Genomic DNA, 20520 nt, shown 5'->3' on the forward strand with positions numbered 1-20520 from the left:
CGCCGAGTTCGTCGGCGGTGAGTAGGTGTGGATTCATGGCGCGTTACCGGGGGTGACGGATGGAAGATTTCGATTTTACGCATTCACGCCGCTCAAGCCTCCACATACCGCGCCACCTCCTGCCCCATCCACCTGCGGATTAAGGGTTCCACCCACTCGGGATGCCGTTGCAACAGCGTATCCGCCACGGCGTGGACCTCGTCCAACACACTCCCGTCCCGCCCTAAATCCGCCACCTTGAATTGCACCTGCCCGGTTTGGCGGGTGCCCAGCAATTCGCCGGGGCCGCGCAGTGCCAAATCTTTCTCGGCGATGACGAAACCGTCGTCGGAGTCCCGGAGGATGCCCAGCCGTTCCTTGGCGCTGGGCGACAGCGGCGGCTGGTATAGCAGCACGCAATGCGCCTCGCCCGGCCCACGTCCGACCCGGCCCCGCAATTGGTGTAATTGCGCCAGGCCCAAACGCTCCGGGTTTTCGATAATCATCAGGCTGGCATTGGGCACATCCACGCCGACTTCGATCACCGTGGTGGCGACCAGCAGGTCGGTCTGTCCGTCTTTGAAGGTTTGCATGGCGGCTTCCTTGTCGGCGGGTTTCTGGCGGCCATGCACCAGCCCGACCCGCAGATCGGGCAGGGCGGCGGCCAGGAGTTCCGCTGTTTTTTCCGCCGCCTCGCATTGCAGCACTTCGGATTCCTCGATCAAGGTGCAGACCCAATACACCTGCCGCCCCTTCGCCACCCAATCGCCGATGCGGCCCACGATATCGGCCCGGCGCGTGGTCGGCACGGCGGCGGTCTTGACCGGGGTTCGCCCTGGGGGGCGTTCGTCGATGATGGACAGGTCGAGATCGGCATAGCCCAGCATCGCCAGGGTGCGGGGGATGGGCGTGGCGGTCATGATGAGTTGATGCGGATAGCCACCGTCGCGGGAGCCCTTCTCGCGCAGGGCCAAACGCTGATGCACGCCGAAACGGTGTTGTTCGTCGATCACCACCAACCCTAACCGCTGGAACGCCACTTGTTCTTGGAACAAGGCATGGGTGCCGATCACCACGCCCGCCGTGCCCAGGGCCACGGCCTCCAGGGCGGTGCGGCGCTCTCCGCTTTTGAGCTTGCCGGCGAGATAGGCCAGCCGTACTTCCAGGGGCTCCAGCCATTGCCGGAAGCTGCGCTGGTGTTGGTCGGCCAGGAGTTCGGTCGGGGCCATCACCGCGACTTGATAACCCGAAGCCAGCGCCGCCAAGGCCGCGCAAGCCGCCACCACGGTCTTGCCGGAACCGACATCGCCTTGTACCAAGCGCATCATCGGGCGTGGCCGGGCCAGGTCGGCCTCGATTTCGCCGATGACCCGGCGTTGCGCCCCGGTCAGGTGGAACGGCAAGCTGGCCAGGAAGCGGGCCGAAGTGGCGGGATCGGCACGGAGCGCGGGCGCGGCGTGGGCTTGGGTCTGGGCGCGGAAGCGGCTCAGGCTGAGATGGTGGGCCAAGAGTTCGTCGAAGGCCAGCCTGGCGCGGGCCGCTGTGAGTTGGGGCGACGATGGATCGCAGCCGGTCGGTGGCTGGTGGATCAGCCGGAGCGCCTCGGCCAGCTTGGGGCGGCGGCGGGCGGTGACGGCGGGCAGCCAATCGGGGAGTTGTTCCGGGACGGCGTGGAGCAGGGCTTGTTCGATCAGCTTGCGCAGGGTTTTTTGGTGCAGGCCGTCGGTGGAGGGATAGACCGGGGTCAGGCTGGCGTCGGGTTGGCCGATTTCATCTTCTCCCAGGATTTCATAATCGGGATGGGTCATTTCCACGCCGTAGTAACCGGCCCGGACTTCGCCGTAACAGCGCAGCGCCCGCCCACGGCTGAACAAGGCGTGCTGTCCCGGCGAAAAATGGAAGAACCTGAGGTTCAGGAAGCCGGTGCCGTCGGCGATGCGGACCACCAGGGAACGCTTGCCCTTGGCGCTGACTTCGGCCAACTCGATCCGGCCTTCGACTTGGTAGCTCAGGCCCGGTTGCAACGCGCCCAGGGGTTCGACGCGGGTGCGGTCCTCGTAACGGAACGGCAGGTGCAGCAATAAATCCAGCACGCTGGCAAGGCCCAGCCGTTCCAGCCGCTTGAGGGTTTGTGGACCCGCGCCCTTGAGCGCGGCGATGGGGATGAGGTCGGGGGAGGTGTGCTGGTTCATGCCGAAAACCGGGCCGTGCCGGGTGAAACCGTATTAAACTGCCGCATATTATCCATATCACGGGGATCAAGCATGAGAATCGGTACGGCGCTCACGCCCGGCGCGACGCGGGTGATGTTCCTGGGCAGCGGCGAATTGGGCAAGGAAGTGGTCATCGCCTTGCAGCGCTACGGGGTCGAGGTGGTCGCGGTGGACCGCTATCCCCACGCGCCCGGCCAGCAGGTCGCCCACCGCGCCCATGTCATCGATATGACCGACCCCGTGGTCCTGCGCCGATTGGTCGAGCAGGAGCGGCCCCACATCATCGTGCCCGAAATCGAAGCCATCGCCACCCCAACCCTGGCCGCCATCGAGTCCGAAGGCTTGGCCCGTGTCGTTCCCACCGCCCGCGCCGTGGCCCTGACCATGAACCGCGAGGGCATCCGCACCCTGGCGGCGGAAACTTTGGGCCTGCCCACTTCGCCCTATGTGTTCGCCGACAGCCTGGAAGGCTTGCGGGCGGGCGCGGCGAAGGTCGGCTATCCCTGCTTCGTCAAGCCGATCATGTCCTCGTCCGGCAAGGGCCAGTCGATGCTGCGTTCCGAGGCCGAGGTCGAGGCGGCTTGGCGGTATTCGCAGGAAGGCGGGCGGGTGAAGAACGCCCGGATCATCGTCGAGGGCCGGATCGACTTCGATTACGAAATCACCCTGTTGACGGTGCGGGCCTTGGATGGGCGCGGCGAAGTGGCAACCCGGTTCTGCGAACCCATCGGCCACCGCCAGGAACAAGGCGATTATGTCGAGAGTTGGCAACCCCAGCCTATGAGTCCCGCCGCCCAGGCCGAAGCCCGCCGCATCGCCCAGGCGGTGACGGACAACCTGGGCGGGCTGGGCCTGTTCGGGGTGGAATTGTTCGTGCGCGGCGATCAGGTGTGGTTCAGCGAGGTCAGCCCCAGGCCGCACGATACCGGCATGGTCACGATGGTGACCCAGGCCCAGAGCGAATTCGAGCTACACGCCCGCGCCATCCTGGGCTTGCCGGTCTCGACCGCATTGCGCGACACCGGGGCCAGCGCGGTGATCTATGGCGGCGTGGCGGGGGAGGGCGTCGCCTTCGAGGGGATGGAGCAAGCCTTGGCGGTGCCGACCGCCGAAGTCCGTTTGTTCGGCAAGCCGGAGGCTTTCCCGCGCCGCCGCATGGGGGTGGCTTTGGCGGCGGGGGCCACGGTCGAGGAGGCGCGGGAGCGGGCGCGGACAGCGGCGGGGCGGGTGCGGCCTGTGTTGCCCTGAGATTCTGGGACCGGGTTGGCACCGGGCCGTCCGGCCTTGGTTTAAGCTGGACCTAAGCCCGGTTGCGGCAAGTTAAGCCCGCTCCGCCCGATGCGGCGTAAACCCATCGTCTTTGCAAAAAAAACGATCCGTGTCAGACTTTTCCGGTTGTGTATTGGATTCGGTCACCAAAAAAAGGGGGAAACCGATGTCGAGAGTGTTCCGTGGCTTGCCGTTGGCTTTGCTGACCTGTTTCATGTCCCATGGCGTCCAAGCCGATGTCTATAAATACATCAATCCGGTCAACGGTCATGTGGAATACACCGATAAGCCGAACCATAAAGGCTTCCACAGGATTATCGAAACCCCCGAGCCTTTCACCCGACCCGCCAAGGTGACTTTCGGCGGCAAAAGTACGCTGGGAAACAAGAGCCTGTTCGGTGGCGGCCTGTTCGGGTCCGCGCCCGCCAATAACAATGCTAAAAGCGCCGCCCGCCACGCCGCTCTCGAACGCAATCGCAGCCAATACGCCGGACTCATCGCCGAAGCCGCCAACCGCCATGGGCTCGATCCGGCTTTGCTGCACGCCGTCATCCGCGCCGAATCCTCCTACAACCCCGGCGCGGTCTCGAACAAAGGCGCTATCGGCATGATGCAACTCATGCCCGCCACCGCCGCCCGCTACGGCGTGCAAGACCCTTACGATCCCGTGGATAACGTCTATGGCGGGGCGCGTTACCTCAGCGATTTGCTAGGCATGTTCTCGGATGTGCCGCTGGCGGTCGCGGCCTACAACGCCGGGGAAAACAATGTCATTAAGTACGGCCACCGGATTCCCCCGTTCCAGGAGACCCAGAACTACGTCAGCCGCGTGCTGGGTTATTACAACCGCTTCGATTGACGGATGCGCCCGGACCGTTTCACAACACCGCCACGCCGCAAGCTTCCAATAGCCGGGTCAAGCGGATCAGTGGCAATCCCACCAAGGCGTTTGGGTCTTCCCCCTCGATCCGCTCGAACAGGGCGATGCCCAAGCCTTCCGATTTGAAGCCCCCGGCGCAATCGTAGGGCCGGTCCCGATCCACATAGCGCTCGATCTGTCCGGGCGAAAGTTCCCGGAACACCACGGCGCAGCGGTCGATATCGGCCTTGGCTTCCCCCGTCGCCGCATCCACCACGCACAGCGCCGTGTGGAATTCCATGGTTTTTCCCGATGCCTTGCGCAATTGCGCGAGGGTGTGGTCGCGGGTCATGGGTTTCCCGAGTTTTTCGCCGTCCAGCACCGCCACCTGGTCCGCGCCGATGACCCAGCCGTCCAGCGATACGCGGGCCACGGCCAGCGCCTTCTCGGCGGCGAGGCGTGCGGCCAGCGCCGCCGGGGCTTCGCCGGGCAGTGGCGTTTCATCGACGCCGGGTGCGATACAGTCGAAGGGCAGGCCGAGTTTCGCCAGCAATTCCCGCCGGTAGGGCGAGGTCGAGGCCAGGATGAGTCGGGTCATGGCGGAAGTCCGGTGTATGTGCTGAAAACCCCGTTTTTACCGGCTTGGCGCAGTCACGGGAAGAGCGGTTTCCAAGGAAGATGTTTTTGACAGGGATCAAGCTTTCCCGATAACATTGACCGATTATGCTCGACCACTTGCCCGATAAGCTCGACCCCTATGAATTCGTCGAAAAAAAGCGGCGAATCAAGGGGAAGCTTGCGCTCTCGGCTTTGGACCGGCTGCACGATCTCCTCCTGAATTTCGAAGGCGTGGCGAACATCGACCTCGAATTCCGGCGCGAGGCAAGGATCGCGGCGGTCGTGGGGCGGATCGAGGCCGAACTGGTGCTGCGGTGCCAGTGTTGCCTGGAAGCCCTGCCCTGGCCGGTGGCGAGCGAAGTGCGCTTGGGGCTGGTCCGCTCCATCGACGAGGCCGACCTCCTGCCGGAAGCGTTCGAGCCCTTACTGGTGGAATCCGAAGAGCCGATGGCCTTGGCGGATATTGTCCAGGATGAATTATTGCTGGCGATACCGCCGATCCCCCAGCACGAATACTGCGGCCCGCCGAAAAAACCCGGCAAGGCCGCTGCGGAAGCCCGCGAAAACCCCTTTGCCGCCTTGGCGCAGCTTAAAAAAACCAACCTTTAGGAGTCCGAAATGGCCGTCCAACAAAACCGTAAAACCCGTTCCAAGCGCGGTATGCGCCGTTCCCACGACGCGCTGACCGCCGCCGCCCTGTCCCTCGAACCCACCACCGGTGAAGTCCATCTGCGCCACCACATCAGCCCCGATGGTTTCTACCGGGGCCGCCGGGTGTTCGCCACCAAGCCCGAAGGAACCGGCGACGAATAAGCGCCGGGCTTCCCGCCCGCGCCCCAGGCGGCAGGGGCCGCCGAGCCTTGAGTATCCCGCGCGATGCCGGTCCCGTGCCGCGCTGTTTGATTGAAGAAACTCCTACGCTATGACGCAAAAGCTGACAATCGCGCTGGATGCCATGGGCGGCGACCACGGCCCCACAGTCACCGTGCCGGCCGCTTTGGACAGCGTCGAGGCCGACCCCCGCTTGCATCTGATCCTGGTCGGCGACGAGGCCATCCTCCGCCAGCATCTGGGCGAAGCCGCCACCCGCTACGGCGACCGCCTCGTGATCCGCCACGCCTCGGAAGTGGTGGAGATGCACGAACTCCCCTCTAAGGCTTTGCGCAACAAGAAGGATTCTTCCATGCGCGTCGCCATTAACCTGGTCAAGGAAGGCGTGGCCTCGGCCTGTGTCAGCGCGGGCAATACCGGAGCCTTGATGGCCATCGGCAAGTTCGTGCTGAAGACCATTCCCGGCATCGACCGTCCCGCCATCATCGCCATCCTGCCCAATAAGCAGGGGGGACACGTCCATATGCTGGACCTCGGGGCCAATATCGATTGCACGGCGGAGCATCTTTTCCAGTTCGCCGTCATGGCCTATGAATTGGTCCGTGCCGTCGAGGACAAGGACCAGCCCAGGGTGGGCCTGCTCAATATCGGCGAAGAAGAAATCAAGGGCAACGAACAGGTCAAGCAGGCCGCGCGCTTGTTGGCCGACTCCCATCTCAATTTCACCGGCTTCGTGGAAGGTAACGATATCTTCAGCGGCGAGGTGGATATCGTCGTGACCGATGGTTTCGTCGGCAATGTGGCGCTCAAAACCCTCGAAGGCATGGCCAAGATGCTCAGCCAATCGCTCAAGGACGAATTCGGGCGCAACCTCTTCACCAAACTGGCCGGCTTGATCGCCTTGCCGGTGCTGAAAGCCTTCAAGAACCGTTTCGATCCCCGCAACTATAACGGCGCTAGCCTGATCGGCCTGCGCGGCATCGTCATCAAGAGCCATGGCAACGCCGACCGCCATTCCTTCGGCAACGCCATCCAGATCGGCGTCAAGGAAGTCGAGAAGGCGGTGGTTTCGCGTATCGGCGAACGGGTGGAGAACATCTTCGCCGAGAGGAAGAGCGCGTGAGCCGTTATTCCACCTTGCTCGGAACCGGCGGCTACCTCCCCGAAACCATCCTCACCAACGACCAGATCGCCCAGACCGTCGAGACCTCGGACGCCTGGATCGTCGAGCGCACCGGCATCCGCCAACGCCGCATCGCCGCCCCGCACGAGACCGCCTCCAGCATGGCGGAAATCGCCGCCCGCCAAGCCCTGGACGCCGCCGGGCTGGAACCCGGCGACCTCGACCTCATCATCGTCGCCACCGGCACGCCCGACCGGATATTCCCCAGCACCGCCTGTTTATTGCAACAGCGTTTGGGGGTGCGGGAATGCGCGTCCTTCGATGTGCAGGCGGCCTGTTCCGGCTTTATTTTCGCGCTCAGCGTCGCCGACCAATTCATCCGGGCGGGCAGCGCCCGGCGGGCCTTGGTGGTGGGCAGCGAAGTTTATTCCCGCATCGTTGATTGGTCCGACCGCGCCACTTGCGTGCTGTTCGGCGATGGCGCGGGGGCGGCGGTGATCGGCGTGTCCGACCAACCCGGCCTCCTCAGCACCCATATCCACTCCGACGGGCAATACCAGAACTTGCTCTACGCGCCCAATCCGGCCAATAACAACGGCCTGCGCGACGAGGGCCGCTTCCTCAAGATGGAAGGCAACGAGGTGTTCAAGATCGCGGTCAACACCCTGGGCCGCATCGTCGATGAAACCCTGGAAGCCAACGGCCTGGACAAATCCGATATCGACTGGCTGGTGCCGCACCAGGCCAATATCCGCATCATCACCGCCACCGCCAAGAAACTGAGGATGCCCATGGCGCGGGTCGTGGTCACCATCGAGAACCAGGGCAATACTTCGGCGGCGTCGATTCCCCTGGCCTTGAACGAGGCCATCCGCGATGGGCGCATCCGGCGCGGGCAGACGGTGTTGATGGAAGCCTTCGGGGCGGGCTTCGCTTGGGGCTCGGCTTTGCTGCGGTATTGAGGTAGGTGTATGGAAGTGAAAGTGACCGATCATCATTTGGCGTTTGTGTTTCCGGGACAGGGCTCCCAGGCGGTGGGCATGTTGGCTGGTTTGGCTGCGGTCCACCCGGAAGTCGAGGCGACCTTCGGGTTCGCTTCCGAGGTGCTGGGTTACGACCTGTGGGACTTGGTCCAGCACGGTCCCGCCGAGCGTTTGAACCAAACCATCCATACCCAACCGGCCATGTTGGCGGCGGGCGTGGCGGCGTGGCGGGTGTGGTGCAGGCAAACCCAGGTCAGGCCGGGCTGGCTGGCCGGACATAGCCTGGGCGAATACACCGCGCTGGTTTGCGCCGGGGCTTTGGATTTCCAGGCGGCGGTACGCTTGGTCGAAGAACGCGCCCGTTTGATGCAGGAGGCCGTGCCCGCCGATGTCGGGGCCATGGCCGCGATCCTGGGGTTGGGCGATGCCGAAGTGGTGGAGGTTTGCGCCCGCGCCAGCAGCGACAGCGAAATCGTGACGGCGGCCAATTTCAACGATCCCAAGCAAATCGTCATCGCGGGCGACAAGGCGGCGGTGATGCGGGCGGTCGATCTCGCCAAGGCTGCCGGGGCCAAGCGGGCGGTGGTGCTGCCGGTCAGCGTGCCTTCGCATTGCCCTTTGATGAAGCCCGCTGCCGGGCGCTTCGCGCCGGTCTTGGACGCCACCGCCATCGCGCCGCCGACCTTCGCCGTGGTCCACAATGTCGATGTCGCCACCCATCCAGAGCCCGCCGCCATCCGCGCCGCCTTGGCGCAACAACTCCATGGCGCGGTGCGTTGGGCCGATTCCGTCCGCTATATGTCCCAACAGGGCGTGGACCGTTACGTCGAATGTGGCCCCGGCAAGGTGCTGGCCGGTCTCAATAAGCGCATCGTCCCCGAGGCCAAGACCGAAAGCCTGTTCGATCCTGCCTCCCTAGCCAAAGCCTTGGAGCTTGCCCCATGAGTTCACAGATCGCGATAGTCACCGGCGCGAGCCGGGGCATCGGCCGCGCCATCGCCCTGCGTCTCGCGCAGGACGGCCACACCGTCATCGGCACCGCCACCACCGAAGCCGGGGCCGAAGCCATCACCCAGACGCTGGCCGAAGCCGGTCTGAAAGGCGCGGGCAAGGTGCTGAACGTGGCCGAGGCCGAAGCTATCGAGCCTTTCATCAAGGCCGTGTCGGACCAATTCGGTGTGCCCACGATCCTGGTCAACAACGCCGGCATCACCCGCGACAACCTGATGCTCCGCATGAAGGACGAGGAATGGGACGAGGTGATCCGCACCAACCTGACCTCGATTTTCCGCCTGAGCAAGGCTTGCCTCAAGGGCATGATGAAGGCCAGGACCGGGCGCATCGTCAACGTCACTTCCGTGGTCGGGGCTACCGGCAACGCCGGGCAGGCCAATTACGCGGCGGCGAAGGCGGGCATCATCGGCTTCGGCAAATCGCTGGCCAAAGAGGTCGGTTCCCGCAATATCACCGTGAACTCGGTCGCCCCCGGCTTTATCGACACCGACATGACCCGCGCCTTGCCGGAAGAACACCGCAAGGCGCTATTGAGCAACATCCCGTTGGCCCGCCTCGGCGAGGCCCACGAGATCGCCAGTGCCGTGGCCTTCCTCTGTTCCGACGGGGCTGGTTACATCACCGGCGAAACCCTGCACGTCAACGGCGGAATGCATATGGCATAATGCGGCCCCGCGTGGCCGCTGGTGCCATCGGGGAAGGGAAACCGCGCAACCAGCGCGGTTCCAGCATCCCAGGCGGATCGAAATTCCCCGCCGCGGAGAAAAATCTTGTAATCATTGGGTTTCAAATTAAAATTTGCCAACTCGATTAAAACCAGAGAAACATTTGAGGATATAAAAATGAGTGATGTAGCTGAGCGTGTTAAGAAAATCGTGGCCGAGCAATTGGGCGTGAAGGAAGAAGTCTCCAACGAAGCCTCCTTCGTCGATGATCTCGGTGCCGATTCCCTGGACACGGTCGAACTGGTCATGGCTTTGGAAGAAGAGTTCGAGTGCGAGATCCCGGACGAAGACGCCGAGAAGATCACCACCGTGCAACAGGCCATCGATTACATCGAAGCTCACGTCTAATCGATAGGGCCGGATCACCGCCCCGCAAGTCGATACTTCGCGGGGCTTTCTTTTGTATTGACGCAATCCGCTTGGAAGGAAAGACCTTGAGTAAGAGACGCGTGGTCGTCACCGGGCTGGGCGTGGTTTCCCCCGTCGGTCTGTCGGTGGGCGAGGCCTGGGATAATGTGCTGAATGGCCGGAGCGGTATCGGGCACATCGAACATTTCGACGTATCGGAGTTCTCGTCCCGCATCGGCGGCAGCGTGAGGAATTTCGACATCGCCCGCTATATCAGCGAGAAGGAAGCCAAGAAGATGGATATTTTCATCCATTATGGCATCGCCGCGGGTTGTCAGGCTTTCGAGGATTCGGGGCTGGTGGTGACGCCGGAGAACGCCGAGCGCATCGGGGTCGCCATCGGTTCCGGGATCGGTGGCATCACCGGCATCGAACACGGCCACGATTGTTTTCTCAAAGGCGGGCCGCGCAAGATTTCCCCTTTCTTCGTGCCTAGCAATATCATCAACATGATTTCGGGCAACCTGTCGGTCAAGTACGGTTTGCAAGGCCCGAATTTCGCTATCGTCACCGCCTGCGCCACCGGCACCCATAACATCGGCGAGGCCGTGCGGCTGATCGCCTATGGCGATGCCGACGCCATGGTGGCGGGCGGCGCGGAAATGGCGACCTCGCCGACTTCGCTGGGCGGTTTCGCCTCGGCCCGCGCCCTGACCCGCCGCAACGACGATCCCTTGCGGGCCAGCCGTCCCTGGGACAAGGACCGCGATGGCTTCGTGCTGAGCGACGGTGCCGGTGTCCTGGTGCTGGAGGAACTCGAACACGCCCAGCGGCGCGGCGCGAGAATCTACGCCGAAGTGGTGGGCTACGGCCTGAGCGGCGACGCCTACCATATGACCCAGCCGCCGGAAAACGGCGAGGGCGCGGCCCGCTGCATGAAAGCCGCCCTGCGCGACGCGGGCCTCAATCCCGAGGACATCGATTACATCAACGCCCACGGCACTTCGACCCCCGCCGGGGATATCGCCGAAACCCGGGCGATGAAAACCGTGTTCGGCGACCATGCCTACAAGGTCGCGGTGAGTTCCACCAAATCCATGACCGGCCATATGCTGGGCGCGGCGGGCGGCATCGAAGCCCTGTTCTCGGCCTTGGCTTTGCGCGACCAGGTGGCCCCGCCCACCATCAACCTCGACCATCCCGATCCCGAGTGCGATCTGGATTTCATCCCCCACACCGCCCGCGAGATGAAGCTGGAATATGTCATGTCCAATTCCTTCGGCTTCGGCGGCACCAACGGCACGGTGATCCTCAAGCGCTACGCTTGAGGTTCCCGGCAGCGGGGGCTTCTTCCGGGAAGCCCTGTCGATTCCTTCCCGCCTGCATGCATCGAAGGTGGTCCCGGTGAGCGCGATGGTTTTGGTGAATGGCGAGCCGGCGTCCCAGGTGGACGTGGCCGACCGGGGTTTCCAGTATGGCGACGGCGTTTTCACCACGCTCAAGGTGCTGCGCGGCGTTCCCCTGTTCCTGGAAGCGCATCTAGCGCGGTTGGAACGCGACGCCGCCCGGCTGTTCCTGCCGGTGCCCGACCGGGCGGTCCTGGAGGCCGAAGTCCGCCAACTCTGCGGACTCAAGCCCGAGGGCGTGCTGAAAATCCAGTGGACCGGCGGCGGTGGTGGCCGCGGCTATCGCCGCCCCGACGCGCCCACCGGTACGCGGGTGCTGGGCCTCCATCCCTTGCCGGATTATCCCGCCACGCTCCATGACCAAGGCGTCGCGATCCGCGTGTGCCGGACCCGGCTCGGCATCAATCCCGCCCTGGCCGGACTCAAACACATGAACCGGCTGGAACAAATCCTGGCCCGCGCCGAATGGTCCCAAGCCGATATCCGCGAAGGCTTGATGCTGGACACCGGGGGCCATGTCGTCGAAGGCACCATGACCAACCTGTTCCTGGCCCAAGGTGGGAGGCTCCATACCCCCAAGTTGGATGGGTGCGGCGTGGCCGGGATCATGCGCGGCTGGGTGCTGGTGGGCGCGGCGGAACTGGGACTGGCCGTCGAGGAACGGCGCTTGTCCCTGGACGAGGTCCGGGCGGCGGACGAACTTTTCTTGACCAACAGCGTGATCGGGCTGTGGCCGGTCAGCCGCCTGGAAGCGCGAGCCTATCCGGTGGGCCCGATCAGCGGGGCGATATGGCGATGGTTGACGACGAAAATCCAGGCGGCACTGGACCCCAGCGGCCCCATTTCCCATTAGGCTACCGCCTGCTGGGCGGTCTGGTCCTGTTGTCCAGCCTGCTGGCCGGTTGGCTGTGGATGGATTACCGGCGCTTCGTCGACAGTCCCCTGGGCCTGAAATCCCCCGTCGTGTTCGAGATCGGCCAGGGCGAGGGCTTGCAGGCCATCGCCCAGGGTTTGAAACGGCGCGGCATCCTCAGGAAACCCCTGTGGTTCGAGTGGCTGGCCTATAGTGGCGGTGCCCACCAGCGCCTGAAATACGGCGAATATGAAATCCCGGTGGACGCCACGCCCAGAACCCTCCTCGATAGGATCGTGGCGGGTAAAGTCCTGCAACATCCCGTCACCGTGGTGGAGGGCTGGAAATTCTCGGAGATGCTGGCCGCGTTGGCCTTGAACCCGGTCCTGAACCATCGGCTGGCCGGCCAACCGCCCGAGGCCGTCATGGCCGCGCTCGGGTTTCCCGGCCAAGCGCCGGAGGGCCGCTTCTTCCCCGACACCTATTTCGTCACCAAGGGCACCAGCGACCTTGAAATCCTCCGCCGCGCCCATGCCAAGATGGACGATATCCTCGACCGGGAATGGCAAGGACGCCCGGCGGGATTGCCGTTCGCCTCGTCCTACGAGGCGCTGATCCTGGCCTCCATCGTCGAGAAGGAAACCGCCCGTCCCGAGGAACGCACGGCGGTGGCGGGCGTGTTCTTGCGGCGGTTGCAGAAAAAGATGCGGCTGCAAACCGATCCCACGGTGATCTATGGCATGGGCGCGGCCTATGATGGCGATATCCGCAAGGGCGACCTGTTGCGCGACACCCCTTACAACACCTATACCCGCTCCGGCCTGCCACCGACCCCCATCGCCCTGCCCGGATTGCCCGCCATCCACGCCGCTTTGCATCCCGATGTGGGCGATAGCCTGTATTTCGTGGCGCGGGGCGATGGTTCCCATGTGTTCTCCGCGACCTTGGAGGCACATCGGCGGGCGGTGGAGCGGTTCCAGAAACGTTGATTCCCCGGTTGAACAGGAAAGCATCTATGCACCCAGGCCGCATGATCGTCTGCGATGGAGGTAACGGCGCGGGCAAAACCACCGTGTTGAAAGCGATGGAAACCCATCTCGTGGCGCGGGGCCGCGACCCCATCATGACCCGCGAACCGGGCGGAACTCCCATCGGCGAGAAAATCCGCCAAGTCCTCCTCAGCCCCGATACCCCGGAAATGTGCGATGTGGCGGAATTGCTGCTGTTCGCCGCCGCCAGGGCGCAGCATCTGCGCGAGAAAATCCTGCCGGCCCTGGCGGCGGGCCGGGTCGTGGTGTCGGACCGCTTCGATTCGGCCACGGTCAGCTTCCAGCATTATGCGCGGGGTTTGCCGCTGGCCTTGATCGAGCAAATCAACGCCATCGCCATCGATGGCTTCAAGCCCGACCTCACGATCATTCTCGATATCGATCCGGTGTTGGGGCTGGAACGCCTGGGTCGGCGCGGCGACGGCCTGGACCGGATGGAGCAGGAGAACCTGGATTTCCAGTGCCGGGCGCGGCGGGGCTATCTGGAACAGGCCCGGCGCGACCCGGAACGTTTCGTCGTGATCGATGCTTCCCGAACGCTGGAACAAGTCGTAACCGCAGCCCTCGCGGCGCTGGACCGGGCCTTGGCGCGATAGGCGGCGCGGCCTGGAATCGGTCACAATCCCCCAAGGCCGCCCTGGCCCGGTATCGCCATCGCGACGGGGGCGGCGACTTCCCCGACTAGGCCAGGAGCGCCCCCATGCCCCAACACCTTCCCCAAACCCAAACCAGCAGCCCATGGGCGCCTTTGCGGCAACCCGTGTTCCGGGCGCTCTGGATCGCGGCCTTGGCTTCCAATATCGGTACCTGGATGCAGGATGTCGGGGCTGGCTGGTTGATGACCAGTTTGTCCACTTCGCCCTGGATGGTGGCCTTGGTGCAGGCGGCGACTTCCCTGCCCATCATGCTGCTGGCGTTGCCGTCCGGCGCCCTGGCCGATATCGTGGACCGGCGTCGGCTATTGCTGTTGGCCCAGGGCTGGATGCTGTTGACCGCCGCCGTCCTGGGCGGCTTGACCCTGGCCGGGCTGACCACGGCGGAATCCCTGCTGGGGTTCACCTTGGCCCTGGGGTTGGGTTCCGCCTTCACCTTTCCGGCCTGGGCCGCCATCGTCCCGGAACTGGTGCCGCGCCAGGATTTGCATGCCGCCGTCGCCCTCAATGGCTTGGCGATGAACGCTTCCAGGGCGGTCGGTCCCGCCGTGGCCGGCTATCTGGTGGCGCTTAGTTCGCCGGGTGTGGTGTTCTTGCTCAACGCCCTGTCTTTCCTCGGCATCATCGCCGTGCTATCCCGCTGGAAACGCCCGTCCAATCCCAGCGAGTTGCCCGCCGAGCGCTTGGCCGGGGCCATACGGAACGGCCTGCGCTATGTGCGCCATTCCCGCACGATGCGTTCGGTCTTGATCCGGGCCGGGGCTTTCTTTTTCTTCGGCAGCGCGTCCTGGGCCTTGTTGCCGTTATGGGTGCGGCAGGGTTTGCACGGGGGGGCGGGCGATTATGGCCTGACCTTGACCGCCATGGGCCTGGGCGCGGTGCTGGGGGTGTTCGCCCTGCCCCGGCTACGCGGCTGGATGGGGATCGATGTGCTGCAAAAGTCCGCCGCCACCCTTTACGCGGCCATGTTGGCGCTGCTGGCCTGGGCACCGGACCTGTCCTGGCTGGCGGTCGCCGCCCTGGTGTCGGGGGTGGCTTGGTTGATCGCGATCACCTGCCTGCAAAGCGTCGCCCAGACCGCCTTGCCCGCCTGGGTGCGGGCGCGGGGCTTGGCCTGGGTGATGATGGTGTTCATGGGTGGCATGGCGGGCGGCTCCCTGGCCTGGGGCCGGATCGCGACCGCGCTGTCGGTGCCCGAGGCGCTGAGGATGGCGGCGGTCGGGTTGGCCTTGGGGGTGCTGGCTACTTGGCGGGTGCGCTTGCTGTCGCGGGAAGGCGTCGATTTGACGCGCTCGATGCATTGGCCCGCGCCCGCCGTGGACCAAACCCCGGAGCCGGACCGGGGTCCGGTCCTGGTCACCGTGGCCTACCGGGTGGACCCTGGGCATCTGGCCGAATTCCTGGGCCTGATGGCGAGGCAGGGTGCCGCCCGGCGGCGTAGCGGGGCGTTCTACTGGCAATTGTTCCAGGATGCCGCTGCCGGTGATGCTTATCTGGAGACCTTCCTCACCGAGTCCTGGCTGGAACATCTGCGCCAGCACGAGCGCGTCACCCAGGCCGAGCGGGTGTTGCAGGAAAAAATCCGCCGCTGCTTGCTCGAACCCGCCGGGTCGCCGGTGGTTTCCCATTATCTCGCCGTGGCCAGCGGCGGCAGCGTGGCCTGTGGCTAGGGCCGGGGCAACTGTGGCGCGTCCTCCCGCCACAAGGTTCATTTTTGGCCGCGAACAGGCCAGAATGCGCCTTTTACCCGTGGAGGGGCGATGCCCACCGAAATCGAACTGTACCCCTGGCTGGCCGGGGCTTGGCATATCCTGGGAGCGCACCTGGCCGCCGGGCGGGTGCCGCAAGCCTTGTTGATCCTGGGCGCGGCGGGAATCGGCAAGACCCATCTGGCCGGATGGTTCGCCCAGCGCCTGCTGTGTACCGCCCCCGGCGAATTCGGCTGCGGCCAGTGTCCCGCCTGCCGGTTGTTCCTGGCCGGCACCCATCCCGATTTCCTCAAGGTCCAACCCGCCGAGCCGGGCAAGGGCATCGGCGTCGATGCCATCCGCCATTTGACCGCCGACCTCGCCCTCAAATCCCAGTTCGAAGGCTACCGGGTGGTGGTCATCGCCCCGGCCCAGGCCATGAACATCAGCGCCGCCAACGCCTTGCTCAAGACCTTGGAAGAACCCGCCGAGCGGACCGTCATGCTACTGCTGAGCGAAGCCCAGGCCGGCCTGCCCGCCACCATCCTCAGCCGCTGCCAACGCTTGCCGGTGGCGCTGCCGGATGCGGCCACCGCCTGCCGCTGGCTGGAAACCCGCCATCCCGGCTGCGGCGCGGCTACCCTGTTGGCGGCGGCGCAGGGTTCGCCCTTGCGGGCCTTGGCCCTGGCCGGTACGGAAGTGGCGGAGCGGCGGCGCACGGTGTTCCGCCAATGGGGCGGGGTGCTGCTGGGCCAGGAAGAGCCGGTGGCGGTGGCGGAACTCTGGGAAAAACAGGCCCACGAGGAATTCGTCGAATGGATTTCGACCTGGACCATGGATTTGATCCGTCTGCTGAGCGTCCCCGCCGACCCGCCCCGCTATAACCCCGATCTCGCCAAGGGTATGCGGACCTTGGCTGGGCGGCTAAACTTGCGGGACTTGTTTGAGTATTGGAACCTTGTCCTGCGTTCCAAACGCGCCTTGGGCGGCCAGGCCAACCGGCAATTGCTGTTGGAAGAATTGCTGATCCATGGGTCGCGCCTGGGCCGTTCCGCGAATCCACCACGCTTGGGTTGAAGCCGACCTTGGGGTACAAGCTTTGGTTTGTACGCGGGCCTGGGGCGTTGGTGTCCTGGTGTCCCCATAGTCCGAATTGAAAAAAGCGAGCCTCCCGATGAGCGATACCGAAAGCCGTGCCCGGCAGGGCATCCTGTCCCTGACCATCCGCGACAAAAGCGTCCTGTATTCGGCCTACATGCCGTTCGTGAAGAACGGCGGCCTTTTCATCCCCACCAACCGCGCCTATAACCTGGGCGACGAGGTGTTCATGCTGCTGAACCTGATGGACGAGGCCGACCGCATCCCCATCGCCGGCAAGATCGTGTGGATCACGCCCAAGGGCGCGGAGGGCTACCGTTCCCATGGTATCGGCGTTCAGTTCAGCGACGAGGACGGCGGCGCCACCCGCAACCGCATCGAGAACCACCTGGCCGGCATCCTCGAATCCCAGCGGCCCACCCATACCATGTGAACGGGCACCGGGCGGGTCTACGCCTATGATCTCCCTCAAGGCCATGAACACTGTTCATGCGCGCTGGCCGGTACCGGCGCGTTACGCGCTGGCCGCGCTGGTCTTCCTCGTCGCGGCCCTGGTGCGCTGTTGGGTTTTGCCCATGGAATCGCGGATGACCTTCACCACGTTCTATCCCGCCCTGGCCCTCAGTTTCTACCTGGGCGGGACCGGGCCGGGCATCCTGAGCGTCCTGCTCAGCGTGGCCACCGGCTATGTGGTCCTGACGCCGCCCTTCATGCTGTTGCAGCACAAGCCCCTAGGCGATATGGCGGTGGCGACCTTCCTGCCCTCCGCCTGCATGATCGGCTTCATCGTCAAGCAACTCCAGGCCCATTCCTTCCGTACTTCGGCGGCGCTCGCCGCCCGCCTTGATACCGAGCGGGCCTTGCGCCATGAACACGGCAAGAGCCAAGCCTTGCTACGCAACGCCAGCGACGGCATCCACATCCTCGACGAACAGGGCCATATCGTCGAGTCCAGCGATTCCTTCTGCCAGATGATCGGCTACCGCCGGGAAGAGGTCTTGGGGATGCATGTCTCTCGATGGGAGGCGGGTGCCGTGGGCGAAGACCTCGCGGCCCTGCTCGGGTGGCAATTCGGGCAGCCGGGGCGGTATCTGTTCACGACCCGGCACCGGCACCAGGACGGCGGCGTGTTCGATGTCGAGATTAGCGGGTGCGTACTCGAATTCGGTGGGCGGCGGGTGTTGTTCAATTCCTCCCGCGATATCACCGAGCGCAGGCGGGTGGAGCGGGCGTTGCGGCGGAGCGACCAGCGTTTCCGCACGGTGTTCGAGTCCTCCCCGGACCCAACCTGGCTCATGGAGGGCCACCGCTTCGTGGAATGCAACCAGGCCGCCCTCGACCTGTTCGGCTATGGCGAGAGATCGGCCTTCCTCGATGTCCACCCCGCGCAGATTTCCCCGCCCACCCAGCCGGACGGCGAGGATTCCCAGGCCAAGGCCGAGCGCATGATGCGGGTGGCCGAAATCAACGGCCTGAACCGCTTCGAGTGGGTCCATCGGCGGGCCGACGGCGGCGATTTCTACGCCGAGGTCACCCTGTCCTCCCTCGCCTTGGAGGACCGCGACGTCCTCTACGCCGTGGTGCGCGATATCTCCGCCCGCAAGCGGACCGAATTCGAACTCGAGGAATACCGCCAGCGCCTCGAAGAACGGGTTTCCCAGAAAACCGCCGAACTGGGTGTCGCCTTGGAACAGGCCGAGGCCGCCAACCGTTCCAAGAGCGCGTTCCTGGCGAACATGTCGCATGAAATCCGCACGCCCATCGGCACCATGCTCGGCCTCGCCCATATGATGCATAGACAAACCGACGATCCCCGCCAACTCCAGCGCCTGGAGAAAATCATGGAGGCGGGGCGGCATCTGCTGTCGGTCATCAACGACGTCCTCGACCTGTCCAAGATCGACGCGGGCAAGCTCGCCCTGGAGGAAAAGCCGCTGCGGATCGAGGCCGTGGTCGCCAATGTCGTCTCGATGCTGAAGGAGCGGGCCGACGAACGGCGGCTGGAGTTGATCAGCGAGGTGCAATCCGCGCCCCGGCAGTTCGTGGGCGACCCGACGCGCTTGCAACAAGCCCTGCTGAACTACGCCAGCAACGCCCTCAAATTCACCCCGGAAGGCCGGGTCCGGGTTTCGGCGCGGCTGGTGGAGGAGGACGGGGCCAGCGGGCTATGGCGGTTCGAGGTGAAGGATACCGGCATCGGCATCGCGCCCGAGGCGATGTCCCGGTTGTTCGCCGCGTTTGAGCAGGCCGATAGTTCGATGACCCGGAAATATGGCGGCACCGGCTTGGGCTTGGCGATCACCCGGAAAATCGCGCTGGCGATGGGGGGCGATGCGGGGGCCGAAAGCGTCTTGGGGCAGGGCAGTTCCTTCTGGTTCACGGCGCGGCTGCGGAAAGGGGCGGTGGCTGCGGCGGTGGAGGCGCTGGCCTTGGGGGCCGCCGAGGCCGTGCTACGGCGGGACTACGCGGGCACCCGAGTGCTGGTGGTCGAAGACGAGCCGATCAACCGGGAAATCGCCATTCTGATGCTGAAAGACCTGGGCCTCTTGGTGGATTGCGCCGAGGACGGCGTCCAGGCGGTGGAGATGGCGGGCCGCTATGCCTATCCGCTGATCCTGATGGATATGCAGATGCCGCGCCTGAGCGGCCTGGACGCCACCCGCGCCATCCGCCAATTGCCCGGAGCCGCCACGACGCCCATCGTCGCCATGACCGCCAACGCCTTCAGCGAGGACCGCCGGGCCTGCCTTGAGGCTGGGATGGACGATTTCCTGAGCAAGCCGGTGGAGCCGGAGCAGCTTTACCGGGCGCTGCTCAGGTGGTTGGGCGGGGTGGCCCAGGCCCGGCCACCCAGGGGTTGAGAAAGCTGACCGTATTCTTGACGCCTTGGCCGCTTGATGTGAGCCTTTCGGGCTTCTTGCCCGCTCGTCTTCTTCCTAAGCCGCGCTGGCTGGGTCACGGCTTCCTTTTATTGCATAGATACTGCATCATTTCCGTGCAATGGGGGTCGGTCGAGCCTGGGGGAATAAAACGATGTGGAAACGTGTTGTTTTGATGGGGTGTGTGTTGTGCTTGGCTGGGTGTGTAGTATTGCCACCTGACCCAAAGCGGGAGCCAATATTGCGTATCGAAACACGTATGCATACCGGAACCATACGCCGTGTCGCCGTCGATGCCGCCGGGCGCTACCTCGTGACTGGTTCAGACGATAAAACAGCACGGGTTTGGGACGCTGCTAGCGGTAAGCTATTGCAAACCCTGCGTCCGCCTATGGGTGATGGCGACGAGGGCAAGGTTTTTGCCGTGGCCATCTCCCCCGATGATTCGATGGTGGCGGTGGCGGGCTGGACCAAGACTGCGGAAGCTGGCTATGAAATATATCTTTTTGATCCTACCAATGCCCGGCTGCTGAAGAGATTGGTTGGGCTACCAGGGCCTATCCTTGATCTGGAGTTTTCACCAGATGGCCATTATTTGGCGGTGGCGATGGCGAAAGGTATTCGGGTTTATTACCGTGAATACTGGAATTTAGCTCTTAGTGATGATGACTATTGTGATAGTAGTTTTTCGGTCGATTTCGACCCGACAGGGCGGCGGCTGCTCAGCGCGAGTCGTGACGGATATCTACGCTTATATGAACTCGGCTTGGAAGTTGGGCGTTTGCCCAGATCGGACAGCGATGGATATCCACGACCATCTAGTGTGGAGCCGCCACTGAAGCGAAAGGCGTTGGGAGGGTATTTTCCTTATGTGGCAAGTTTTTCACCCAACGGGGAAACCATCGCTGTAGGCTTTGATGATTCCACTAAGA

At 64.3% G+C, this 20520-nt stretch carries 19 protein-coding genes and 1 pseudogene; 18 read left to right on the forward strand and 2 right to left on the reverse strand.

All coding sequences use genetic code 11. The annotated features are described in order from the left end of the window. Window positions 1–92: 92 nt before the first annotated feature. Window positions 93–2171 (reverse strand): ATP-dependent DNA helicase RecG, encoded by a 2079-nt coding sequence (recG, locus tag B9N93_RS08385; RefSeq protein WP_085212655.1) that lies wholly within the window; start codon window positions 2169–2171, stop codon window positions 93–95. A gap of 72 nt (window positions 2172–2243) precedes the next feature. On the opposite strand from recG, the gene purT reads away from it, so the two are divergent. Both purT and B9N93_RS08395 read left to right on the forward strand, forming a co-directional pair. Next, window positions 2244–3440, forward strand: a complete 1197-nt coding sequence (purT, locus tag B9N93_RS08390; RefSeq protein WP_085212657.1) for a formate-dependent phosphoribosylglycinamide formyltransferase — start codon at window positions 2244–2246, stop codon at window positions 3438–3440. 187 nt (window positions 3441–3627) lie between these two features. Next, complete coding sequence (locus B9N93_RS08395) at window positions 3628–4320, forward strand: lytic transglycosylase domain-containing protein (protein ID WP_085212659.1); 693 nt, start codon at window positions 3628–3630, stop codon at window positions 4318–4320. 19 nt (window positions 4321–4339) lie between these two features. Here B9N93_RS08395 and B9N93_RS08400 read toward each other — a convergent pair whose 3' ends face one another. Continuing rightward, window positions 4340–4918, reverse strand: coding sequence for a Maf family protein (locus B9N93_RS08400; protein ID WP_085212661.1), 579 nt, complete (start codon window positions 4916–4918; stop codon window positions 4340–4342). Window positions 4919–5043: 125 nt separating this feature from the next. Between B9N93_RS08400 and B9N93_RS08405 the strand changes: the two genes are divergently transcribed. The 16 genes and pseudogenes from B9N93_RS08405 to B9N93_RS26810 form a co-directional block, all read left to right on the forward strand. Next, complete coding sequence (locus tag B9N93_RS08405; protein ID WP_085212664.1) at window positions 5044–5547, forward strand: YceD family protein; 504 nt, start codon at window positions 5044–5046, stop codon at window positions 5545–5547. A 9-nt stretch (window positions 5548–5556) separates the two neighbouring features. Beyond that, complete coding sequence (rpmF, locus tag B9N93_RS08410) at window positions 5557–5751, forward strand: 50S ribosomal protein L32 (protein ID WP_085212666.1); 195 nt, start codon at window positions 5557–5559, stop codon at window positions 5749–5751. A gap of 109 nt (window positions 5752–5860) precedes the next feature. Further along, the gene (gene plsX / locus B9N93_RS08415; protein WP_085212668.1) at window positions 5861–6892 is read left to right on the forward strand and encodes a phosphate acyltransferase PlsX; all 1032 of its coding nucleotides are present in this window, start codon (window positions 5861–5863) and stop codon (window positions 6890–6892) included. Further along, a complete protein-coding gene (locus B9N93_RS08420; RefSeq protein ID WP_085212669.1) occupies window positions 6889–7854 on the forward strand; it encodes a beta-ketoacyl-ACP synthase III in 966 nt (321 codons plus the stop codon). The genes plsX and B9N93_RS08420 overlap by 4 nt, the downstream gene beginning before the upstream one ends. A gap of 9 nt (window positions 7855–7863) precedes the next feature. After that, entirely contained in the window at window positions 7864–8820 is a 957-nt protein-coding gene (gene fabD, locus B9N93_RS08425; RefSeq protein WP_085212671.1) for an ACP S-malonyltransferase, read from the forward strand. Then, the gene (fabG, locus tag B9N93_RS08430; RefSeq protein WP_085212673.1) at window positions 8817–9554 is read left to right on the forward strand and encodes a 3-oxoacyl-ACP reductase FabG; all 738 of its coding nucleotides are present in this window, start codon (window positions 8817–8819) and stop codon (window positions 9552–9554) included. The genes fabD and fabG overlap by 4 nt, the downstream gene beginning before the upstream one ends. 177 nt (window positions 9555–9731) lie before the next feature. Then, window positions 9732–9962, forward strand: coding sequence for an acyl carrier protein (acpP, locus tag B9N93_RS08435; protein WP_085212675.1), 231 nt, complete (start codon window positions 9732–9734; stop codon window positions 9960–9962). 86 nt (window positions 9963–10048) lie between these two features. Beyond that, on the forward strand, window positions 10049–11290 hold the full coding sequence (fabF, locus tag B9N93_RS08440; RefSeq protein WP_085216214.1) for a beta-ketoacyl-ACP synthase II: 1242 nt from the start codon (window positions 10049–10051) through the stop codon (window positions 11288–11290). 85 nt (window positions 11291–11375) lie between these two features. Beyond that, complete coding sequence (pabC, locus tag B9N93_RS08445; RefSeq protein WP_085212677.1) at window positions 11376–12221, forward strand: aminodeoxychorismate lyase; 846 nt, start codon at window positions 11376–11378, stop codon at window positions 12219–12221. After that, window positions 12164–13210, forward strand: coding sequence for an endolytic transglycosylase MltG (gene mltG / locus B9N93_RS08450; RefSeq protein ID WP_085212680.1), 1047 nt, complete (start codon window positions 12164–12166; stop codon window positions 13208–13210). Before pabC ends, mltG begins: the two co-directional genes overlap by 58 nt. A 26-nt stretch (window positions 13211–13236) precedes the next feature. Further along, window positions 13237–13866 carry a dTMP kinase gene (gene tmk, locus B9N93_RS08455; RefSeq protein ID WP_085212683.1) on the forward strand — a complete coding sequence of 210 codons (630 nt, stop codon included), beginning with the start codon at window positions 13237–13239 and terminating at the stop codon, window positions 13864–13866. Between the two features lie 104 nt (window positions 13867–13970). Continuing rightward, window positions 13971–15593, forward strand: coding sequence for an MFS transporter (locus tag B9N93_RS08460; protein ID WP_085212685.1), 1623 nt, complete (start codon window positions 13971–13973; stop codon window positions 15591–15593). Between the two features lie 90 nt (window positions 15594–15683). Further along, complete coding sequence (locus tag B9N93_RS08465; RefSeq protein ID WP_085212687.1) at window positions 15684–16688, forward strand: DNA polymerase III subunit delta'; 1005 nt, start codon at window positions 15684–15686, stop codon at window positions 16686–16688. Window positions 16689–16785: 97 nt separating this feature from the next. Then, a complete protein-coding gene (locus tag B9N93_RS08470; protein ID WP_085212689.1) occupies window positions 16786–17142 on the forward strand; it encodes a PilZ domain-containing protein in 357 nt (118 codons plus the stop codon). A gap of 25 nt (window positions 17143–17167) precedes the next feature. Further along, the gene (locus B9N93_RS08475; RefSeq protein ID WP_176225195.1) at window positions 17168–19570 is read left to right on the forward strand and encodes a PAS domain S-box protein; all 2403 of its coding nucleotides are present in this window, start codon (window positions 17168–17170) and stop codon (window positions 19568–19570) included. Window positions 19571–19847: 277 nt separating this feature from the next. After that, window positions 19848–20339 (forward strand): annotated as a pseudogene (locus B9N93_RS26810) (WD40 repeat domain-containing protein); the annotation flags it as partial. Window positions 20340–20520 lie beyond the last annotated feature (181 nt).

The organism is Methylomagnum ishizawai, assembly GCF_900155475.1.
Classification (GTDB): domain Bacteria; phylum Pseudomonadota; class Gammaproteobacteria; order Methylococcales; family Methylococcaceae; genus Methylomagnum; species Methylomagnum ishizawai_A.